Raw genomic sequence first — 19,297 nt, 5'->3', positions numbered from 1 at the left:
TCCTGTACATAAAAAAAGGGAAAGAGCTGAGCCCTTTCCCTTTTTGTTTTACATGTAGCCAGCGAACCGCGAACCTTCCGCGGTGGGGGTGGGCTTAAGCCAAAGAGGCTTTCGCTTGCTCCACGATCGCTGCAAAAGCCGGCTTGTCGTGAACCGCAAGGTCCGCCAATACACGGCGATCCAGCGCGATATCGGCCTTTTTAAGACCATTGATCAGACGGCTATAGCTAAGGCCATTGGCTCGAGACTGGGCATTGATGCGAGTGATCCACAGCGCGCGAAATTGACGCTTGCGCTGACGACGGTCACGATATGCATATTGGCCAGCCTTGGTAACGGCTTGCTTGGCAACTCGGAATACACGGCTTCGGGCACCGTAGTAACCTTTGGCCTGCTTCAGAATTTTCTTGTGACGGCGATGAGCCACCACTCCACGTTTTACGCGAGGCATAAGTCTTCTCCTTTACCGTTACTTGGCACGCATCATACGATCGATCAGAACAACATCGTTCTTATCAATCATGCTGGTTCCACGCAGCTGACGCTTACGCTTGGTAGTCATCTTGGTCAGGATGTGACTCTTATTCGCGCTTTTACGCTTGTATCCGCCGGCGGTTTTCTTAAACCGCTTAGCAGCACCACTGTGAACTTTTGCTTTTGACATAATCAAATACTCCGCATTTGAGTAATAAAAATTAAAGAAACTGAGGCGTCACAATGCCATCAGTTCTTCTTCTTGGGTGCGATAACCATTGTGAGCTGTCGGCCTTCCATTTTCGGGAATTGCTCGACACCACCCAACTCGGCCAGATCAGCTTCTACTCGTTTGAGTAGCTCCATGCCAATTTCCTGGTGAGCCATTTCACGACCACGAAAACGCAGCGTTACTTTGGCCTTATCGCCGTTTTCAAGGAAACGTGTCAGGTTGCGTAGTTTTACCTGATAATCTCCTTCCTCCGTCCCTGGACGAAACTTCATTTCTTTAATCTGGGTACGCTTCTGCTTCTTCTTCTGAGCAGATTTTTGCTTCTTTGCTTCAAATATATGCTTCCCGTAGTCCATTACCTTACAGACTGCGGGTTCCGAATCAGCTATTAGAACGAGGTCCATACCAGCTGCCTCAGCCGCTGCAATCGCTTCGCTCAGCGGAACTATGCCTACCTGCTCTCCTTCGGCTCCAACCAGACGCACGGGGTCTGCCGTAATCTGGTCATTGATGATCGCCTTTTTGCTGGCGCCTTTGCCGCTATCTTTCTTAATGCTGTATCTCCATTAATTCAATGCAATACGGCCGCGTCGCGCTACATCGTCTGCGAGGTGCGTTTCAAACGCTTCGAAATCCATGGATCCCAAGTCCTCACCACGACGGGCGCGCACGGCCAATGTCTGTGATTCTACTTCTTTGTCCCCTACCACAAGCAGGTACGGAACCTTCTGAATCGTGTGCTCGCGGATTTTAAAGCCGATCTTCTCGTTTCTCAAGTCCGAAATGACCCGAAAGCCCTTGTTTTTTAAGGAATCTTCCACAGATTTGGCATATTCGGACTGTTTATCGGTGATATTGAGCACTACAGCCTGTGTTGGAGCCAACCAGGTGGGGAATATCCCTTCATAGTGTTCGATCAATATTCCGATAAATCGCTCGAAAGATCCAAGTATGGCCCGGTGCAACATCACCGGCACCTGACGAGAACCGTCCTCCGCTACGTACTGCGCATCAAGACGACCGGGCATGGAAAAATCAACCTGAATGGTACCTAATTGCCAGACTCGACCAATGCAATCCTTGAGCGAGAATTCGATCTTGGGACCGTAAAAAGCGCCCTCTCCTGGTAATGTCTCCCACGGAAGATCCTGCGCATTCAGTGCGTCGGCTAAGGCTTTTTCCGCCCTGTCCCAGTCCTGATCGGAACCCACCCTTTGCTCCGGGCGAGTCGACAGACGATAGATCACATCGGAAAAGCCGAAATCCTCATAGACCGCGTGCAAGAAATCGATAAAAGAAGAAACCTCAGGCTGGATCTGCTCTTCGGTACAAAAAATGTGGGCATCGTCCTGCACAAAGCCGCGGACACGCATGATCCCGTGCAATGAACCCGAGGGCTCATTGCGATGGCAGGAACCAAATTCAGCCAATCGCAGTGGCAAGTCACGATAGGACTTCAAGCCCTGATTAAACACCTGCACATGACAGGGGCAGTTCATAGGTTTGACAGCAAACTCGCGGTCCTCTGCCTTGAGCATGAACATGTCATCGCCAAACTTGTCGGCATGTCCCGACTTCTTCCACAGGGACAAATCGACCAGTTGTGGTGTTTTAATTTCCTGGTAATCGTGTTGCTGCTGCGCCTCGCGCATGTACTGCTCAATTGTTTGGTAAATACTCCAACCAGCGGGGTGCCAGAAAACCATGCCCGGGGCTTCTTCCTGGGTATGGAACAGATCAAGTTTTTTACCGATCTTGCGATGATCGCGCTTTTCGGCTTCTTCGATTCTATTGAGGTACTGTTTAAGCTGCTTCTTATTTGCCCAGGCTGTGCCGTAAACACGCTGCAGCATTTCGTTGTTGGAGTCACCGCGCCAATAAGCTCCAGCTACCTTGGTCAGTTTGAACGCTTTGAGCTTCCCTGTACTGGGTACATGGGGACCCCGGCAGAGGTCCATCCAGGCACCTTGTTGGTAAATTGAAATTTCCTCGTCAGCAGGCAGATCTTCAATGATTTGTACCTTGTAGCGCTCGCCCATATTGCGGAAAATTTCGACCGCCTTTTCACGACTGCAGACAATACGCTCCACCGTCAGGTCCTGCTGAACGATTTCTTCCATCCGTTGCTCGATTTTCTGGAGGTCTTCTGGAGTAAAATTATGGCCAGTGGCAAAGTCATAAAAGAAACCATCCTCAATCACCGGGCCGATGGTGACCTGGATACCGGGAAATAGCTGCTGTGTTGCCTGAGCCAGCAGGTGAGCTGTGGAGTGACGGATTACTTCCAGTCCCGCTTCATCGCGCTCAGTGATAATGGCAAGCGCAGCGTCCGCCTCAACGATATGGGAGGTATCTACCTCGCGGCCATCAACCACGCCCGCCAGGGCCGCTTTGGCCAGGCCGGGACCGATATCGGCGGCGACGTCGTGAACAGAAACGGGGTTCTCAAAAGAGCGTTGGCTGCCATCTGGCAGAGTAATAACAGGCATGCGTTTTCCTGGTGTCAGTGGTGGCCCCTACTAGTGGCCACATGGCGCTTCGTAACTGGTTGTTTTCACTAAGCTTTTCACATTTTCACGGCAACGATTCCGTGTTTTAGTGACCAATTCAGTGACCCGTTACCCTAAGTTTGAATGTTTGTGCTGATGCCGGCCCCTATCTGGGCCGGAGGCGCATTCTAATGGAGCTAGGGCGTTAATTAAAGAGGAAGAATTTACGCTACCAGCTGGCTATTTCCGCGCCGCCCTGGCTTTGAGCTTCGGCCGCACTTTGGCCTTATTTTTTGCTGCAGCCTTGGTTTTTAACACGGGCTTGCGTTTTGCCCTCACCGGCTTCGCCTGGGAACGCTCTTCCAACCAATCAGCAGATTGACTCCATACCTCACTCTGGGCCTTGCTGCCGATAATCACCCCCATGTGCCCTCCGGGAGCAACGCGGAACTCTTTGTCGTTTGAGGCGACAATTTCCACGCTACGCTCCGCTACCTCAGGTGGAACCAGGTTGTCGGTCTCACCTGCGAATGCCAGCAGGGCGGATTGGATACTGTCGAGCTCTGCCACCTTATCGCGTATTTGCACCCGACCAGTGGCAATCTGATTCTCGCTGACAACCTCGCCGGCCATATCCCGCACTACGCCGCCAGGATAGCGCAACATATTATTGAGATAGTCCGACGTGGTGGAATGAGACTCCACAAACTCCCGATCCCATAGCCGGGTCACCAAATCCCAATAGGTGGTCACACTTCCCACAGGGTCCGTCAATTTAAAGACTATTGTGGTCGCCCAATCGGGCATAGACAAGCGAGCGGGATTTAGCGTATTGAGACGAAGATTCGTGTAGTTGCTCACCAATTGAGCCGGCCCGTCCAGCGCCTGCGCAACACCGGCAACCATGGAAATAACACCCTTGCCTGTCTCCAGGTCAATAGGACTGGCGATAGTCACAATATTGCGGATACTCCTATCCTTGACGATTCCCTGATAGAAAAGACAAAACAGGCCACCCATGCACCATCCCATCAAAGACAATTCTTTACTGCCAGAATGGCGACGAACCTTATCCAGGGCAGTGCCCATCATGTCCTCGCAATAATCCAACATACCCAGATGAGCGTGTTCTTTTTTCGGCTTGCCCCAATCCAGTAGATAGACCTTAAACCCACGTGCCACCAAATAGCGCACCAGGCTGCGCTGGGGCATCAAGTCGAAAGTTTCCGTTGTAACACCCAGCGGCGGCACCAAGACCAGAGGCACCGGATGTTGCTCGCGCCTTATCGGCATAGTGCTACCGTCAACCAGGCCGATTTCGTCTTCGTCGGGTAATTCGTAATATCGTACCGACATCAAGTCGCCATCGTGCACCAGCTCAAACCAGGTTCGCCCTGACTTGATCAATGTGTCTCGTTTGAACAACCAATCAAGACTGTTTGCGGTGACGCCGGACATGCGATGATTTAAGGCAAGACCCTGGTCCAGGGCTAATTTGGCGAGTTTGTTCATGCTGCACCCTCCTCCGGGGCAACCCGTTCCTCAAGCTCTTCCAGAGCCTTACCGAAGTAGACTGCCATTCGCTGCAGGCGAGGCAATGTGTCGCGGGCGCCAGTGAAGCCGATATTGAAAGTGCCTGCGTAGCTTACGCAATCTATGCTCAGCGCATTAAATTGTAACAGTGGGCTCAAGGAGTATACCGCCTCCAGGCGAGCCCCATTAAAATAAAGCGGCTTCTCTGAGCCCGGTGTATTGGAAACTGCAAGGTTAAATAATGGCGGTACGAACTGCCCAACGCCTTTCAACTGGCTGGCAAACATTGGAGCCGCCCTCATCAGAACATAGGGTGTCACTGTCTCGCGAGGCAAAGCTGCACGATCCTTCCGCACTCGCTTCATTGCTTCTTTCACAGTATCGAGGCGGGCGACAGAGTCGCCAACATGAGTGCCTAAAGGAACCCTCAATCCCGCAATCGCATTACCCGCTAAATGCTCACCATGCTCCTGCAATGAAATCGGCATTACGCCAATCAGTGACTCTTCAGGCAGCGCGTTGTACTCCTTAAAAAACCGGCGCAGAGAGCTGCCACAAAGATAGGTAAGAATTTCATTAACCGTGCTGTCAGTGGCCTTCGCCAAAGCGGCGATACGCTGCTCTTCAAACTGCTGAGTTGCGAATCGACGCTGCGAATTAATCCGTCTGTTCAAAGTTGATCGGGGAGTGCCGCGGGGAAATAAAAAACTGTTACGCTCGCCCGGGCGAACGGCGCCTTGCACAATTCCCATCGCAGCTTTACCCAGAGAAGCTATCGAGTCCAAAGACTCGGCCAGATCCGATGAATTCAGCCCCGCGGTAAGATCGTCATTGTCATGGTCAGTCAGCGGCTGAGACCACAGAGGATTCGCTGTGCGCACTCGAGATCGAGAGGATAAATTAGAAAGCAGTGCAGATACTCCGTTTACGGCTTCTACCAATGCGTGGTGAATTTTAACGTAGAAGGCGAACCTGTCACGCTCCAAACCTTCAATCAAATGGAATTCCCAAAGAGGCCGACTTCGATCCAGTGGATTGCTGTGCAAACGAGAAACCATTCTTCCCAGCTCTCGCTCGCCCCCCGGCTGCGGAAGCGCTGAACGTCTGAAATGATAGTCGATGTCGAATTCTCTGTCCGGAACCATGCCCGGGCTTAATCCCCTAGACAAGCGGCTATTCCAGGGCGAAACAACCTGCGCCGCGCGCATTTGTTCAGCCATATCAGCATAAAAACTCCTGCTGGCACTACCGGGTTTCGCGAAGCTCGCCAGAACACCCACATGCATTGGGGTATCCGGTGTTTCCATCATCAGCCAGACAGAATCCAGTGGCTTCATAGTAGTCGTAGGCATAACTTTGTGCATCGTCATTCAGTGGGCGCTGGATTATAGCAGCAAGATCCAGGGCTTCTAAAATCACAATTTAGCCTAAAGCAATATTCGCTGTGGTTCGCCACCCAATGCGTCCAATGTCTGCAGTGGCAGGGATTCTGGCTCAGCCGTCACCACAAAACGCTCTGAACCACCGGTCACAAACGCATCAAAAGGATAGCAAGTCACCAACAGAAGTTGCTCTCCAACATTGGGCCAGAGCATGTCACCTGATGCAGTATCAACAGTCATTTGCTTCACCCGATAGTGCCTCAAAAAACCGTCGGGCAACTGCAGCACTATTCGCTGACCCTTTCTGAGGTGTTGGAGAAACTGAAAATGGGTATCTCGATGCCCGCCTATCATTGCAGGGCCCGCCGCCCCTAATGCAGCCGACGCAAGATTATGTCCTGGTCCAAAGGCCAGAGCATTGCCCGTGTCGCCGGCTAAAACAAACTGTGAGATCCCCATCGAAGGAACCTGCAACTTCGCCACGGGCCAGGTATCCGCCCATGGCCACGGTTTCACGGGGCGCCCCTCGGAGGCAAGGCTCTGCTCCCAGGCTTTTGCCAGCATCAGAGGGGCCAGTCCGGCTTTGGCTTTAATAAGTCCTGCACTTCCCAATTGCTGCAATGCCAGCAGTATCAGCAGTGGCAACAGTGCGCGTGCCATCAAATCAGGCATCAGCACCTCGCTCCCTTATCGCGATAATAAACAGGGCTATCAACAGCAGAAAGCTGCCCAACCAGATGTTGGCAGCCGCAGTCGTCGCCGTGTTGGGATAGGCAAAAAACTGAGGACTTTGACCTTGTGGCCGCGTATTAGGCAAAGGCTTACTTTTTGCTGCCTCGCTCTCGGAACGAGAAACAACCTCCTCCACTGCAACAAAACTGGTATAGGGGCTGAGCAAAGAGTGTTTTAGCGCAAGAGGTAATACTCGCTGTCGCACCCAATCTTCACTCTTACCTCGGTACTTTTCATCAATCAGCCCCTCGATGTTTTTGCGGGCCCACAAGGTGGCCACACCCTCACTATTGTTCATGCTCAAAGGATTCAATGCGGCTGGAAACTGCAGCTTCGTCGACCACTCTGTCTCTCCCAACAATCCCTGGATTTTCAAACCATCAATAGGCAACTCGTCGCCTAATTTGACCGCAATCAACAGCGGTTCTCCGGCGTAAAGATCAGGCGTTCGTGCGGGCCACACATCAACCCCGTCGGGCCAATCGACATTCAGATGGGTCGCAACAGGACGGGTCAAATTCAGAAACAATGCATCCATTTTCTCACCCACCTCAGCCACATCGCCAATGTAGGTAAACGTACCACGTCCATATTCCGCGGCTTTTCGCATAAACCAGGCGTTAGGTGCTGAACCGATGCCGACGGTGAAAAGCCGACTACCGCCCAGGCTGTCAACAATTTGTTCAAATAGCGCAGATTCATTTCCCACCGCACCATCGGTGATAAAAATCACCTGGCGCAATGCAGGCTCGGGGCGGAGCTCATCCTGCGCTCCAGGCAACTTAAGGGCCAGTTGCAGAGCCGGCATCATTTCTGTCCCGCCGGACGCTTCCAGATGACGAACATACTCGCTCGCCAACTGCAGGTTGTGATGACTGGCAGGCACCGCATGCTGGAACAATGCTCGATGACTCGAGTTAAACTCAATCACATTGAAACGATCATTCGGGCCCAGGTGGCGTAAAGCCCTGGTGAGGCTTCCCTTCGCCTGTTTGATAGAGACGCCGCCCATAGAGCCTGAAGTGTCTATAACAAACACAATCTCCCTGGGCACGGTTTCAGCAGCTCTCTGGGAAGCTGGCGGCACCAACATCAGCAGACCATAGTACTGATCATCGACACGCTCAGTAAAAAAGGCAGCGCCCGGGAGACTTCCTGACGCCGCAGACCACTGCAACACAAAATCCCGATCCATTTCGGCGCTACCCTGAGCCAGCTTGACGCTGTAAACACCCGCGCGACGACTGAGAGCAATCTCATGATAGGGTGACTCAATACTGGCTAGAGGCATGCCCATATCTAATCGTGCTGAAATTTTAATCCGGTTTAAGGGCGCTGAATCCGATCCCTGCGCGAAATACTGTAGCGGCGAAATCAAGTGTGCATCCGTGACCTGATCTGTGGGCCATGCCCAACCATGGCTGGGGGTCACAGCAACGTTTTCGTTCATATCCTGGTTTGCCGTTTCTGTCTCAATCCCTGGCATGTATCGTGGCGTGATCGTGGTAGGCAAGCGCAAAGAAAAGCGTCCACTGCGGTGTTCCACGCTCTGCACGTACTCGAGCCTGACAGTAATCTTCTCTCCCGGAGCGATGTTGGCCACCCGATTAGTAAATAAGTTCGGCCGCTGCTGCTCCACCAAAACAGCCTTTTTCCCTTGCTTAAGTGCCTGCTGGTAAACGCGTTTAGCTTCTTTTCGTTCACGAATTTTACCGACAATTCGCCGCTCGCCTATCAACATTTCTAGACGTCGCACCGCCGCGTCTTCAGGCAGCGGAAAGGCATAGACACCCTCAACCCAATCGGCCCCCGCATTGTGAAATTCCTGTTCCACAGTGACTGTGGCCAGCATCCCTGTCACTACCAAGTCCACCTTGGTCGATTGGGTTGGCGCTGGCTGGTAATCTTCACCCTCCTCCCGCAGTAGCATTTGACCACTGGCCACATCATCCAGATAGTCTTCTGCCTGCGCACTAGTACTTGCTAGGATCATTATTGATAGGGCGGTGAACACCAACATAGGAAGACACCGGAACAACAGCCAATATTGCCAGCCTCCGAAGCGCTTTAGATCACGGGAAAACAATTGATGGATGCGAGATAAATACATTGTTCAAACTCCAGATTAGATTTCCTCTATCTAAACTCCCAACAATGGCAATCAACGGCACGAATAATGGCATTTCAATGTCCAATTATGATCAATTATGACGAGCGCTTGAGCTAACAAGGTATATTTGAAACCATAGCGGAATCACCAAGGACCGGGGACCATATGCAACAGCACATTGCCATCGTTGAAGATGAGGCGGCCATTGCCGCAAACTACCGTGACCACCTGCAGCGGCAAGGTTTTCGTGTCTCTTTATTTGCCGATCGCAACAGCGCCGCAGAGGCTTTCGCTATCCAGCTACCTGACCTTGCCATCATCGATGTAGGACTCGGCAAGGATATGGAAGGCGGCTTTGAACTCTGCCGAGATCTGCGCGCCCGCGCTCCCGGTATACCGATTGTATTTCTGACCGCGAGAGATTCCGAGTTGGACATTATTTCCGGCTTCCGATTGGGAGCCGATGACTACCTCACCAAAGGCATTAGCCAGGCACAATTAACCGCCAGGATTAATGCACTGTTTCGCCGGGTCAAGGCTCTGCAGAAGCCGGAGCAGGAAAAGCATCTTGTTGTACAAGGTGCGCTGGAGTTAAACAAAGAGCGAATGACAGCCAACTGGCGTGGATTGCCCCTGGAACTTAGCGTAACCGAGTTCTGGATGGTGCATACGCTTGCACTCCACCCGGGGCACGTCAAAAATCGGCAGCAGCTAATGGACTGTGCCAATGTCGTACTGGACGACAACACCATCACTTCCCACATCAAGCGAATCAGGCGCAAATTTCAGGCACTGGATGCTGACTTTGGCAGCATTGATACAGCCTACGGCGTGGGTTACCGATGGAAGGGCTAAAATTCAGCCTGCGGCGCCAGTTGATTCTGGTCTCCCTGCTGCTGCTTTCGTTGCCCTGGGCAGGATGTCAATTCATCCGTGAAATGGAGGGAGCCCTTCGCCAGGGGCAGGAACAGGGTCTGCGGGCCACAGCGGAGGCAGTCGCCGCCGTGGTAGGCGCCGAGCAAAAAACTCTCTATCCGGACCCTGCTCGCATCACATCGCCCGCCGATACTCGGCCACCTGTGTATGCACTGCCATCGGCGCAGTACGTCCCTCTGGATGGCTATGCCGAAGGCTGGGAAGATGTGCCAAAAACCAGCCTGAGTAACCCTGACCTGAGCATGCCGCTGGCCCTGAGCTATCGAGCGGTGACGCGCGGCTCTAATCTATATTTGTTAATACAGGTGAAAGACCCAGAGGTGATCTACCACAACCCCGGGCTCTCCCGTGAGCCCAACGGAGACCGCCTGATTCTGAGAACCTGGCAGGACGGGAAACGACAAGAATATGTCATCGCTACGGCTGCGCCGGGAAACCTGCGGGCCCGCGCGGCTAATCGCAGGTGGCGCGGCAATGACCCTGGACGCATACAGGGCTATTGGCAGGATGCGGTGGGCGGTTACACCCTTGAGTTGGAAATACCGCTGGCTTACACCGGGGAACGGCTTGGCTTCTATATCGTCAATAAAAGCGGCAAAGAAAACGCTTCCTTCGAAACTCTTGGCAACATCTCAGCGCTGGAGACCAGTGCTCCCCCCTGGCTAATTTATACTTCCGCGGCGCTGCTCGATTCCCTGGCGCCATTTTCTCATGCAACTCGTGAAATCCAGGTGACTGACAACAGACGTTGGCGGGTCGGTGAATTAAAGCCAATCGCTGTGGGTTCCGCGAACTCAGACACCTTTTGGTTACTTCGATGGGTTTATCGCAGCATTTTGGCTGAGAATGACCTACCCTCCCTCCCCGTCGCTGGTAACCCGGGTAAAATCGCTAAACAAAGCGTAGCTAGCGCATTAGCCGGTGTGCACAGCAGTTCACGCTATCGGGCTGCTGCCAGTCAAACTCGCACTCTATTGGCGGCTGCCTCGCCCATCTTTCACGGTGAAAGGGTCATAGGTAGCGTGATAGTAAGCCAGAGTGGAGAGCAGTACCTGTCGCTCACCGACCAGGCATTCAGCCGCTTGCTCGGTTATAGCCTGCTCGCTATTGGCATCGGTGCAATGGGCCTGCTCGCTTATGCCACACTGCTATCAATCCGAATCAGACGTCTCAGTGATGCAGCCAGTAAAGTCATCGATACCGAAGGGGCTATCGCAGGTGAATTCCCGCGCAGTCGGGCGCAGGATGAAATAGGAGAATTGTCGCGTCACTATGCCGACCTGCTGGAAAAACTGCGGGAATACAACGAGTACCTGCGAACCTTGAGCCGCAAACTATCGCATGAGCTCAGAACCCCGATTGCGATAATCCAGAGTTCGCTGGAAAACCTGGAGCAGGGCAATACAGAAACAACCGACATTTATCTCGAGCGGGCAAGAGGCGGCCTCAGTCGACTTAACCGTATGCTCAATGCAATGAGCGAAGCATCCAGGCTGGAGGAAAGTATTCGTAACAACCAGACCGTTGCTTTCGACCTGGTCACACTATTGCGAGAGATGTGCGCCGCCTATAGCGATTTATACAGCACTAACGCTATCACATTGAATACCAGCCAAGAGCAAGCACTTGCATGGGCGGCGCCGGAGTTACTTGCCCAGGCACTGGACAAACTTGTGGAAAATTCGGTGTCGTTTAGCAGCGACGGCTCGCCCATCGAACTGCAGTTGGAAGCTATCGATGGTGATTGGGCTGTCGCGGTCTGTAACCAAGGACCGAGAATACCTGCGAACCTCAAGAGCAAGCTGTTTGAACCTATGGTGTCGGTGCGCCAAAACAGTGACGAAACTGTACACCTTGGATTGGGACTGCACGTGGTGCGACTGATTAGTGACTACCACAAGGGCAAGGTATACGCCGAAAATATGAATGATCCCAATGGGGTAAAAGTGACTATGACTCTGCCCGCCGCATAAAGCTCAGCAAAAAAAGGCCGCAGCAGAAAGGCGCACACGGCCACCACACTGTCGCTCGCGGCCATGTGTGGTTCAGTGATCTCTCCTTAACATGCTCTCATTGACAAACGAGGAGACCCGTAATGACCGCATTTCCAGCAGGAAGAGATCACTCACACCAAGCGCAACAGGAGTTGCCACTTAAACCGGTGAAGAGCAGAGCGATGCGCACGGCAACGAGCCCTGTGGAATCGGTTCTGTCAAACCTTGCAAGCTGGTTAGGACCAGACGGCGAAGAAGAGTCGATTGAAATGACGGCTACCCCCGCAGCAATAGCCTATTTCGAACGGGTAATGTCGAGAGACGAGGCCTAGGTACTACTCCGCCAAAAACGCGACTTGCTTGAACTCGGTCAGCTGATCCCGCAGAGCGGCCGCCTCCTCGAACTCCAGGTTTTTGGCGTGCTCTTGCATTTGAGACTCCAACTGCTTCAGCTTTCGAGACAAAGCCGCTGGCGACAGCCTGGCCACCTCGGCACCAAAGGCCAACTTGGGCTCCGCCACTTTTTTGCCCTTGCCCTTGGTTGGCATCCGCCGAGCGCCTTCCATAATATCCTTGACCGACTTTTCCACCCCCCTGGGCGTTATGCCGTGTTCCTCGTTGTGTTCCAACTGCTTTTCCCTGCGCCGCGCAGTCTCTGCTATCGCTCGCTCCATTGAACCCGTCATGCGGTCTGCATAAAGAATAGCCCGACCATTGAGATTTCTGGCTGCCCGTCCAATGGTCTGGATTAATGAACGCTCAGAGCGCAAAAAACCCTCTTTGTCTGCATCAAGAATGGTCACCAGCGACACCTCCGGCATATCCAGTCCTTCCCTCAGCAAGTTAATACCCACCAGCACATCAAACTCGCCCAACCGCAGGTCACGGATGATTTCTACGCGCTCGACCGTATCGATATCAGAGTGCAGGTAGCGCACGCGAACGCCGTGATCTGCTAAATACTCCGTTAAATCCTCGGACATGCGCTTGGTGAGAGTGGTCACCAATACCCTCTCGCCCCGGTCCACGGTGAGTTTGATTTCTCCCAATAAGTCGTCAACCTGCGAGGTTGCAGGACGAATTTCAATTTCAGGATCAATGAGGCCCGTGGGCCTGACAACTTGCTCTACCACCCGCCCGGCGTGGTCTGCTTCGTAAGCACCGGGGGTAGCTGACACAAAAATCGCCTGTGGCACCAGCTGCTCCCACTCCTGGAAACGCAAGGGCCGGTTATCCAGTGCAGATGGCAGTCTGAATCCATATTCCACCAGCGTCTCCTTGCGTGAGCGGTCACCTTTGTACATGGCACCGATCTGAGGAATAGTCGCATGAGACTCGTCAATAATAACCAATGCATTATCGGGCAAATACTCGAACAGGGTCGGCGGCGGCTCCCCTGCCTTTCGACCTGACAGGTAGCGAGAATAATTTTCCACCCCTTGGCAATAACCCAGCTCGCGAATCATTTCCATGTCGTACTTCGTACGCTGACCTAACCGCTGGGCTTCTACCAGCTTCTGGTTGTCCTTAAGTTGATCGAGACGAACTGCCAACTCGGCCTCGATTTGTTCCACAGCCTGAAGCATGGTGTCGCGAGGGGTAACATAATGGCTCTTCGGGAAAATCGTGATGCGCGGCACTTTACTCTCTACCGCTCCGGTAAGGGGATCAAAGGTGTAGATATTTTCAATTTCTTTATCAAACAATTCGATGCGCACCGCCTCCCGCTCAGAATCCGCGGGAAAAATATCGATAACGTCGCCACGCACGCGGTAGTTTGCACGCCCAAAGTCAACATCGTTACGGGTGTACTGCAGGTCAGCGAGATGACGTAAAACCTCGCGCTGATCAATAATTTCACCCCGCGACAAATGCATACGCATCTTGTAATAAGAGGCAGGGTCACCCAATCCGTATATCGCTGATACGGTAGCAACCACCAGACAGTCCTCGCGCTCCATCAGCGCCTTGGTCGCCGACAGCCGCATCTGCTCAATGTGCTCGTTGACTGAGGCATCCTTCTCGATAAAGGTATCGGAAGAGGGAACATAAGCCTCAGGCTGGTAATAATCGTAGTAGGAGACGAAGTACTCTACCGCGTTATTAGGAAAGAACTCTTTGAACTCACCGTAGAGTTGGGCAGCGAGCGTTTTATTATGGGCCATGATAATCGTTGGCCGCTGCATTTGTTCAACCACGTGAGCCATAGTGAACGTCTTGCCTGAACCCGTCACCCCCAACAGGGTCTGGGACGCCAGACCTGCTTGTATACCTTCTACCAGCTGGCGAATGGCCTCGGGCTGATCCCCTGCTGGCTGGAAACTGGACTCAACTTTAAATGGGCGTGACACGGCGTCGACCTAAATGAAAAATAGCCGTTTATTATCATCCACATAGCGATCAATTGCAGCCTCAATCGAGGCCCTGTCCAGATTGCAAAATAATCCCAAAATTGCTGTTGACCCAAACCCCGGTGATCATTAATATACGCGGCCTCTGAAGAGAGCATTTCCGCCTTAGCTCAGTTGGTAGAGCAAATGACTGTTAATCATTGGGTCGCTGGTTCGAGCCCAGCAGGCGGAGCCATACAAAGAGAGGGTCGCACATCATGCGGCCCTTTTTTTTGGGATAAAGCAAACTCTTCGCCTCCCTACTTCCCTTCAAGTCCTGCCCTGATAAACTCACTTGGGTAATCCGTCGTCGCTTCGAGGATTGGCAGTTATGCCATCAGCTAGAACATACTTTTTTGCGGTCCTCGCTCTGATCACTGTTTCTCCGAGTCCAGCCCAGGCCCAATCTTCCTACGATAACCTCTGGGATCAACTCAAACTCTATGATGGCTCCGAGGGTGCTGGCTTAGTCAAGAACTTTGCCCTGTCAGGAAGGCTGCAGGCAGACGCCATATTCGCTGATGCAGATGAAGGCGAATTCGACGACTTACTATGGCGACGGTTTCGGTTTGGCTTTAAATCCAAGCTCGCCAATGATTGGGTCGTGCAATTGGAAGGAGATTTCGATCTTCAAGAGTCCGTTGGGGATTGGTATAGCAGGCTGACCGATGCCTATGTCGGCTGGAACCCGGGGGAAGAGCTGGATCTTCGTTTTCTCAAGCATTCTGCTGGCTTCACCCTGGACGGCGCCACCTCATCCAAAAAGCTACTGACAACAGAACGCAATAATTTGACCAATAACCTCTGGTTTACTGCTGAGTATTTCTCAGGTGTCAGTGCCAAAGGTGAGTTAGAGAACGGTCTTACATACCGGGCTGGCGTTTTTTCTGGTGACCCTGACGACGAGGTTGGTTTTCAAGACGGCAGTTACTTTACCCTCACTTCTCTGGGCTGGAATTTCTCATCAATGCTGGAACTGAAAACGGCAAAGGTGCGCTTCGATTACGTTTATCAAGATCAAGACCCGCTCAATAACACCCGCAATTTTTCCAACGTGACCAACCTGGTCAGTCAGTGGGAGAATGGCCACTGGGGGCTGTGGACAGACCTATCTGCCGGTAACGGTTGGGGAGAACAGAGTGACATCTGGGGGCTGGTGCTCATGCCATTTTACAGCAGTTCTGAAAAACTCCAATGGGTTGCGCGCTATACCTACCTGGATAGTAAAGAAGCCAACGGACTGCGACTGGGCCGCTATGAGCGGGAGATTGTCGGCGATAAAGGTGACCAATACAGCGAATTTTACCTGGGAGCCAACTACTTTTTCTACGGGCAAAAATTGAAGTGGCAGAACGGCCTCCAGTACGGGAAGATGAAGGACACTGTCGGGGATGGCGGTCGGTACGAAGGCTGGGCTTTTACTTCAGGCATTCGTATCTACTGGTATTAACGGATAAGTTACACAGAGCCTATTTTGGCGAACATCAGTAACGGAATAAAACATGAAGCCTGGCAGCAGCCCTAACAATTTCGCCCTGATTCAGGAGGAAGCCGGCATTCATGTCGGGATTTCCGCTTCCCTCGCGCTGGCGGGACGGCATGCCGCCCAGGTACTGCAAGAGCAGTTTAACGACTGGCGTGATCGTGGTCGTTACCGGGTTTGGGGGCACTATAAACGCAGTTACTTCACCATTGCCATAGGCGGTGGCAATACGATCAAATCCCAATATCATGCCTGGCTTAATTACCACCATAACAGTATCGATTGGTTGAGGTTTGTCCGCTTCTACTTTCTGGAAGAAACCACCGGAGAACCCGGCTGGGAGAGCGCAGAACAGTCACTAATTATGAATTTTATCGTCCCGCTCGCCGAAAAACTGCGCAAACAGCGGGGAACTAAAGTCCTGGCCGGCAGCCTCGAACTGTCCGCAGATTCAGATCTGGACGATATTATTGATGCCATGATTACCACGTTGGTACACCCAATCAACCTGGCACCGGCCAAGCAAGCCTTAGACAACGGGAAGTCGCGACGCGCGATACAGCTGGCAAAGCAAGAGTCCTTGCGCTACCAGCAAGACATCCAGAGCAAGTTGGGCGTATCTATGGCCTTCCACTGTATTGTCAGTGGCATAGGAAAAGACGGGGCGATTGGCGCACTCGCGCCCCATATGCCAGAGCTGGCCGACCGAGAATCTGGCACATTGCTATTAAAGCGGGGCGGCGGGGCTCTCAGAGTGGCCCTTAATAGGGGAGTTCTGATCAACGCTGAGCGCATATCACTCATTGTCTCCGGCTCTCTTAAATTAAAAGCCCTTGGCCGTTTTGAAATGGAAGAGTCGGCCGACTTCGAACAAACTGTCATGGAAACACCCCTGCGCCTGCTGCGTGAAAGTCCCGACGTTGCAGAGAAAGTGTACATTTTCGCCGACGAACAATCGCTTCACTTTGATGAAACGATTTTCGAGTTCAGTGAACGGGGCCAGATCGTTCAAAACAAAGCAGAGACCCGCGCTGGAGATGAAGAAAACGGTGTACACATCTTGCTTATGCATGGATTTATGGGGCTCTTCAGCTTCGCCAACCTACTCATTCGTTTGCCCAGCTCCTGGACAGTCTCTGCCCTGCATAGGGGCAGTCGCGCCAAGTTCATGGATAGCGATGAAATTTTTCCACACTACGCACGCGCGCTGCGCAAGGCTATCCTCAGTAACTGGCGCAAGGGCAGAGCTGTGCCCATTGCCGGGCACTCCATAGCCGGGGTGATTTCTGACCACCTACTGCTCTCTGTATTAACTGATTATGACGCAGATATTCCAGCCTACGAAAAACTCAAGGCCGAAGACCGCCAGCTGATCGACGCTCTGCGAGCCAGCGGCATTATCCACCTTGCTACATGGTCTCCTTGCGATGGACCGAACACTGGTGAGAACGTGAGGTCACTGGTATCGCATGTCCGACATGATACCGCGTTGGATTATTCGGGGTTTGAGCGCATTTATAAATTGGATGAGAATGGGAAATTAGGACCGGCTCATCCCAGTGATCTCGCCGAGAGTGCGTCAACTCTCACCGGGCTGGACCGCTTCCTGAAGCGCAGGATATCCCGCCCGTTCATCAATGGCATGACCGTTGGTTTGCGAAAAATCTTAGAACAAAGACCTGTACAGCAGCGCATGCTCAATGCGGACATGCCCTATGTATTGCGCCTTGTTGGGGGTCGATTGCTAAAAACCGCCTCACTTTACGGGTTGGCGAAAGAGATAAATGCCGGCTTGCATAGCCCAGTGGAGTATCAAAGACGCCACCTGAAAGCCCTGGATATTCTGCTAGCCTATGACATCCCATTTCTCAGCATCATTCACCAGGATGATTTTCTAGTGTCGGCTGGCAGACACGCTGAAGAGCATGAGTATCTTGTTGCCCAGCGCCTTAAGAGAGAAGGCGTCAACAGTGAGGAAGCGCTTGAAATTCCAGCCAGGCTCATGATTTTACAAAGAGCGCAGGATGAACTGCCACTAGATCCCCTCAACCCACACCTGCTGGTGATGTCCACTAACCGGGAAGGCAATAAAATGGCGCGGCAAATCACTGCCGCCATGACCGAGTTCGTCAACGAAAACGTCGCCAGGGCGATAGATAAGAAAAACCTGAGGCCCTTGCCGAGCATCACCCGCTGGCAGCGCAAGAAAAACCTACCGAGGGCAAAAAACCAAGTAGCCTGACCCTACTTTGCAGGAGTATCATAAGCCCCTTTTTTACCCTGGGAACAACACTTGTGAAAATCCTTTATTACAAAATTCGGGCCTTCGCTGTCACCTGGTTGTTACGCCTCCTTCCACGAAATTCACCGTTAGTCTACAAGGGCCAGGGTTCGGCCATTGTGCTCACTGAGCAGGTAGCAATATTAGGCATTCGTAAAATTCTGATTGTCACCGACAGTTTTCTGGGAAGCTCGGGGATTCTAGACGGCATCAAGCAGCAGCTGGAGAAGGATGGTGTGGCATATGCAATATTCGATGGTGTTCTGCCCGACCCCGCGTTTAATCAGGTACAAGCGGGAGAAGCGCTACTGCGAACCGAGGCGTGCGAAGCGGTAATCGCAGTCGGCGGGGGTTCAGTGCTGGATGCCGGCAAGCTCATCGCCCTGCTATACAGCAACCCTGGTGACCTCAAATCATTTGATGGCATTCAGAAGTCCAAAAACCCAGGACTTCCCTTGTTCGCCGTGCCAACCACGGCTGGAACAGGTTCCGAAATCACCCTCGCGTCCGTCATTACCGACCCGGAAACACACCGAAAAGTCCCTGTAGTGGACAGCAAACTGATTCCTGGGTACGTCGCGCTGGACGCGGAAATAATGAAGGGAATGCCTAAACTGATTACGGCGGCGACCGGAATGGACGCCCTCACCCACGCTGTTGAATCCTATTTGTCCACAGCCTCCACGTCTGCCACAGAAATCCAGGCCAAAGCTGCGGTTCGACTGACGTTCCTTTACCTGGCCAGGGCCTGGCACGATGGCGATGACATGGAAGCGCGAGACGCTATGGCTGTGGCTTCCTTCTACGCAGGCTCGGCTTTTGGCCGCACTTCGGTAGGTTATGTTCATGGAATCGCGCACCAGTTGGGTCGGATCTGCCAAACCCCGCACGGCAACGCCAACGCTATGGTACTGCCTGAGGTGTTATCAGCTTACGGAAACTGCGTCCATGAAAGACTCGCTGACCTGGCGGTGCTGGTAGGACTGGGCGAGAACGGAGAAGCGCCCTCCTCCCTCGCGCAGAAGTTTATCAAAGCGATTATAGACCTGCGGACGGAGACAGAGCTTCCATTAAAGCCTAATGGACTGCAGGCAAGTGATATTCCCAGTGTTGTTGAAGAAGCCCTGGCTGAGGCGGGAGACCTTTATCCGGTTCCCCGCTATATGACCGAAATAGAGGTGACAGCCATTGTGCGCGACTTGCTTCCCACGACTTGAGTCATCTATCCTGACAACACTCGCTTTTTAGAACGGGACAATGT

At 52.7% G+C, this 19,297-nt stretch carries 15 protein-coding genes and 1 tRNA gene; 7 read left to right on the top strand and 9 right to left on the bottom strand.

Annotation, left to right across the window (positions count from 1 at the left end; translation table 11 throughout):
- Positions 1–94: 94 nt before the first annotated feature.
- The 8 genes from rplT to EYC87_RS03840 all read right to left on the bottom strand — a co-directional run bounded on the left by rplT (position 95) and on the right by EYC87_RS03840 (position 8,952).
- The gene (rplT, locus tag EYC87_RS03875; protein ID WP_040541246.1) at positions 95–451 is read right to left on the bottom strand and encodes a 50S ribosomal protein L20; all 357 of its coding nucleotides are present in this window, start codon (positions 449–451) and stop codon (positions 95–97) included.
- A gap of 18 nt (positions 452–469) precedes the next feature.
- Positions 470–664: a 50S ribosomal protein L35 gene (rpmI, locus tag EYC87_RS03870; protein WP_007229038.1), complete on the bottom strand. Its 195-nt coding sequence runs from the start codon at positions 662–664 to the stop codon at positions 470–472.
- Between the two features lie 59 nt (positions 665–723).
- Positions 724–1,221 (bottom strand): translation initiation factor IF-3, encoded by a 498-nt coding sequence (infC, locus tag EYC87_RS03865; protein WP_479723009.1) that lies wholly within the window; start codon positions 1,219–1,221, stop codon positions 724–726.
- 51 nt (positions 1,222–1,272) lie between these two features.
- Positions 1,273–3,195, bottom strand: a complete 1,923-nt coding sequence (thrS, locus tag EYC87_RS03860) for a threonine--tRNA ligase (protein WP_279251700.1) — start codon at positions 3,193–3,195, stop codon at positions 1,273–1,275.
- Positions 3,196–3,435: 240 nt separating this feature from the next.
- Positions 3,436–4,707, bottom strand: a complete 1,272-nt coding sequence (locus tag EYC87_RS03855; protein ID WP_279251699.1) for an alpha/beta fold hydrolase — start codon at positions 4,705–4,707, stop codon at positions 3,436–3,438.
- Entirely contained in the window at positions 4,704–6,080 is a 1,377-nt protein-coding gene (locus EYC87_RS03850; RefSeq protein WP_279251698.1) for a wax ester/triacylglycerol synthase family O-acyltransferase, read from the bottom strand. Before EYC87_RS03850 ends, EYC87_RS03855 begins: the two co-directional genes overlap by 4 nt.
- A 75-nt stretch (positions 6,081–6,155) precedes the next feature.
- Positions 6,156–6,782 carry a class GN sortase gene (locus EYC87_RS03845; protein ID WP_279251697.1) on the bottom strand — a complete coding sequence of 209 codons (627 nt, stop codon included), beginning with the start codon at positions 6,780–6,782 and terminating at the stop codon, positions 6,156–6,158.
- Positions 6,775–8,952, bottom strand: a complete 2,178-nt coding sequence (locus EYC87_RS03840; RefSeq protein ID WP_279251696.1) for a marine proteobacterial sortase target protein — start codon at positions 8,950–8,952, stop codon at positions 6,775–6,777. Before EYC87_RS03840 ends, EYC87_RS03845 begins: the two co-directional genes overlap by 8 nt.
- Before the next feature lie 165 nt (positions 8,953–9,117).
- Here EYC87_RS03840 and pdsR point away from each other — a divergent pair, with 165 nt between their 5' ends.
- The 3 genes from pdsR (at position 9,118) to EYC87_RS03825 (ending at position 12,214) form a co-directional block, all read left to right on the top strand.
- Positions 9,118–9,807, top strand: coding sequence for a proteobacterial dedicated sortase system response regulator (pdsR, locus tag EYC87_RS03835; protein ID WP_279251695.1), 690 nt, complete (start codon positions 9,118–9,120; stop codon positions 9,805–9,807).
- Complete coding sequence (locus EYC87_RS03830) at positions 9,795–11,861, top strand: ATP-binding protein (protein ID WP_279251694.1); 2,067 nt, start codon at positions 9,795–9,797, stop codon at positions 11,859–11,861. Before pdsR ends, EYC87_RS03830 begins: the two co-directional genes overlap by 13 nt.
- A gap of 122 nt (positions 11,862–11,983) precedes the next feature.
- The gene (locus EYC87_RS03825; RefSeq protein WP_279251693.1) at positions 11,984–12,214 is read left to right on the top strand and encodes a hypothetical protein; all 231 of its coding nucleotides are present in this window, start codon (positions 11,984–11,986) and stop codon (positions 12,212–12,214) included.
- 3 nt (positions 12,215–12,217) lie between these two features.
- Here the strand turns inward: EYC87_RS03825 and uvrB are convergent, their stop codons facing one another.
- The gene (gene uvrB / locus EYC87_RS03820; protein WP_007229191.1) at positions 12,218–14,233 is read right to left on the bottom strand and encodes an excinuclease ABC subunit UvrB; all 2,016 of its coding nucleotides are present in this window, start codon (positions 14,231–14,233) and stop codon (positions 12,218–12,220) included.
- A 159-nt stretch (positions 14,234–14,392) separates the two neighbouring features.
- Here uvrB and EYC87_RS03815 point away from each other — a divergent pair.
- The 4 genes from EYC87_RS03815 (at position 14,393) to EYC87_RS03800 (ending at position 19,253) form a co-directional block, all read left to right on the top strand.
- Positions 14,393–14,468 (top strand) — tRNA-Asn (locus EYC87_RS03815).
- Between the two features lie 135 nt (positions 14,469–14,603).
- A complete protein-coding gene (locus tag EYC87_RS03810; RefSeq protein WP_279251692.1) occupies positions 14,604–15,722 on the top strand; it encodes a porin in 1,119 nt (372 codons plus the stop codon).
- Positions 15,723–15,774: 52 nt separating this feature from the next.
- On the top strand, positions 15,775–17,997 hold the full coding sequence (locus tag EYC87_RS03805) for a 6-phosphogluconolactonase (protein ID WP_279251691.1): 2,223 nt from the start codon (positions 15,775–15,777) through the stop codon (positions 17,995–17,997).
- 53 nt (positions 17,998–18,050) lie between these two features.
- A complete protein-coding gene (locus EYC87_RS03800; RefSeq protein WP_279251690.1) occupies positions 18,051–19,253 on the top strand; it encodes an iron-containing alcohol dehydrogenase in 1,203 nt (400 codons plus the stop codon).
- Positions 19,254–19,297 lie beyond the last annotated feature (44 nt).

The organism is Candidatus Seongchinamella marina (assembly GCF_026262685.1).
GTDB lineage: Bacteria > Pseudomonadota > Gammaproteobacteria > Pseudomonadales > Halieaceae > Halioglobus > Halioglobus marinus.
The sequence above is the reverse complement of the archived record's forward strand: the minus strand, read 5'-3'. Positions and strand labels throughout refer to the sequence as shown.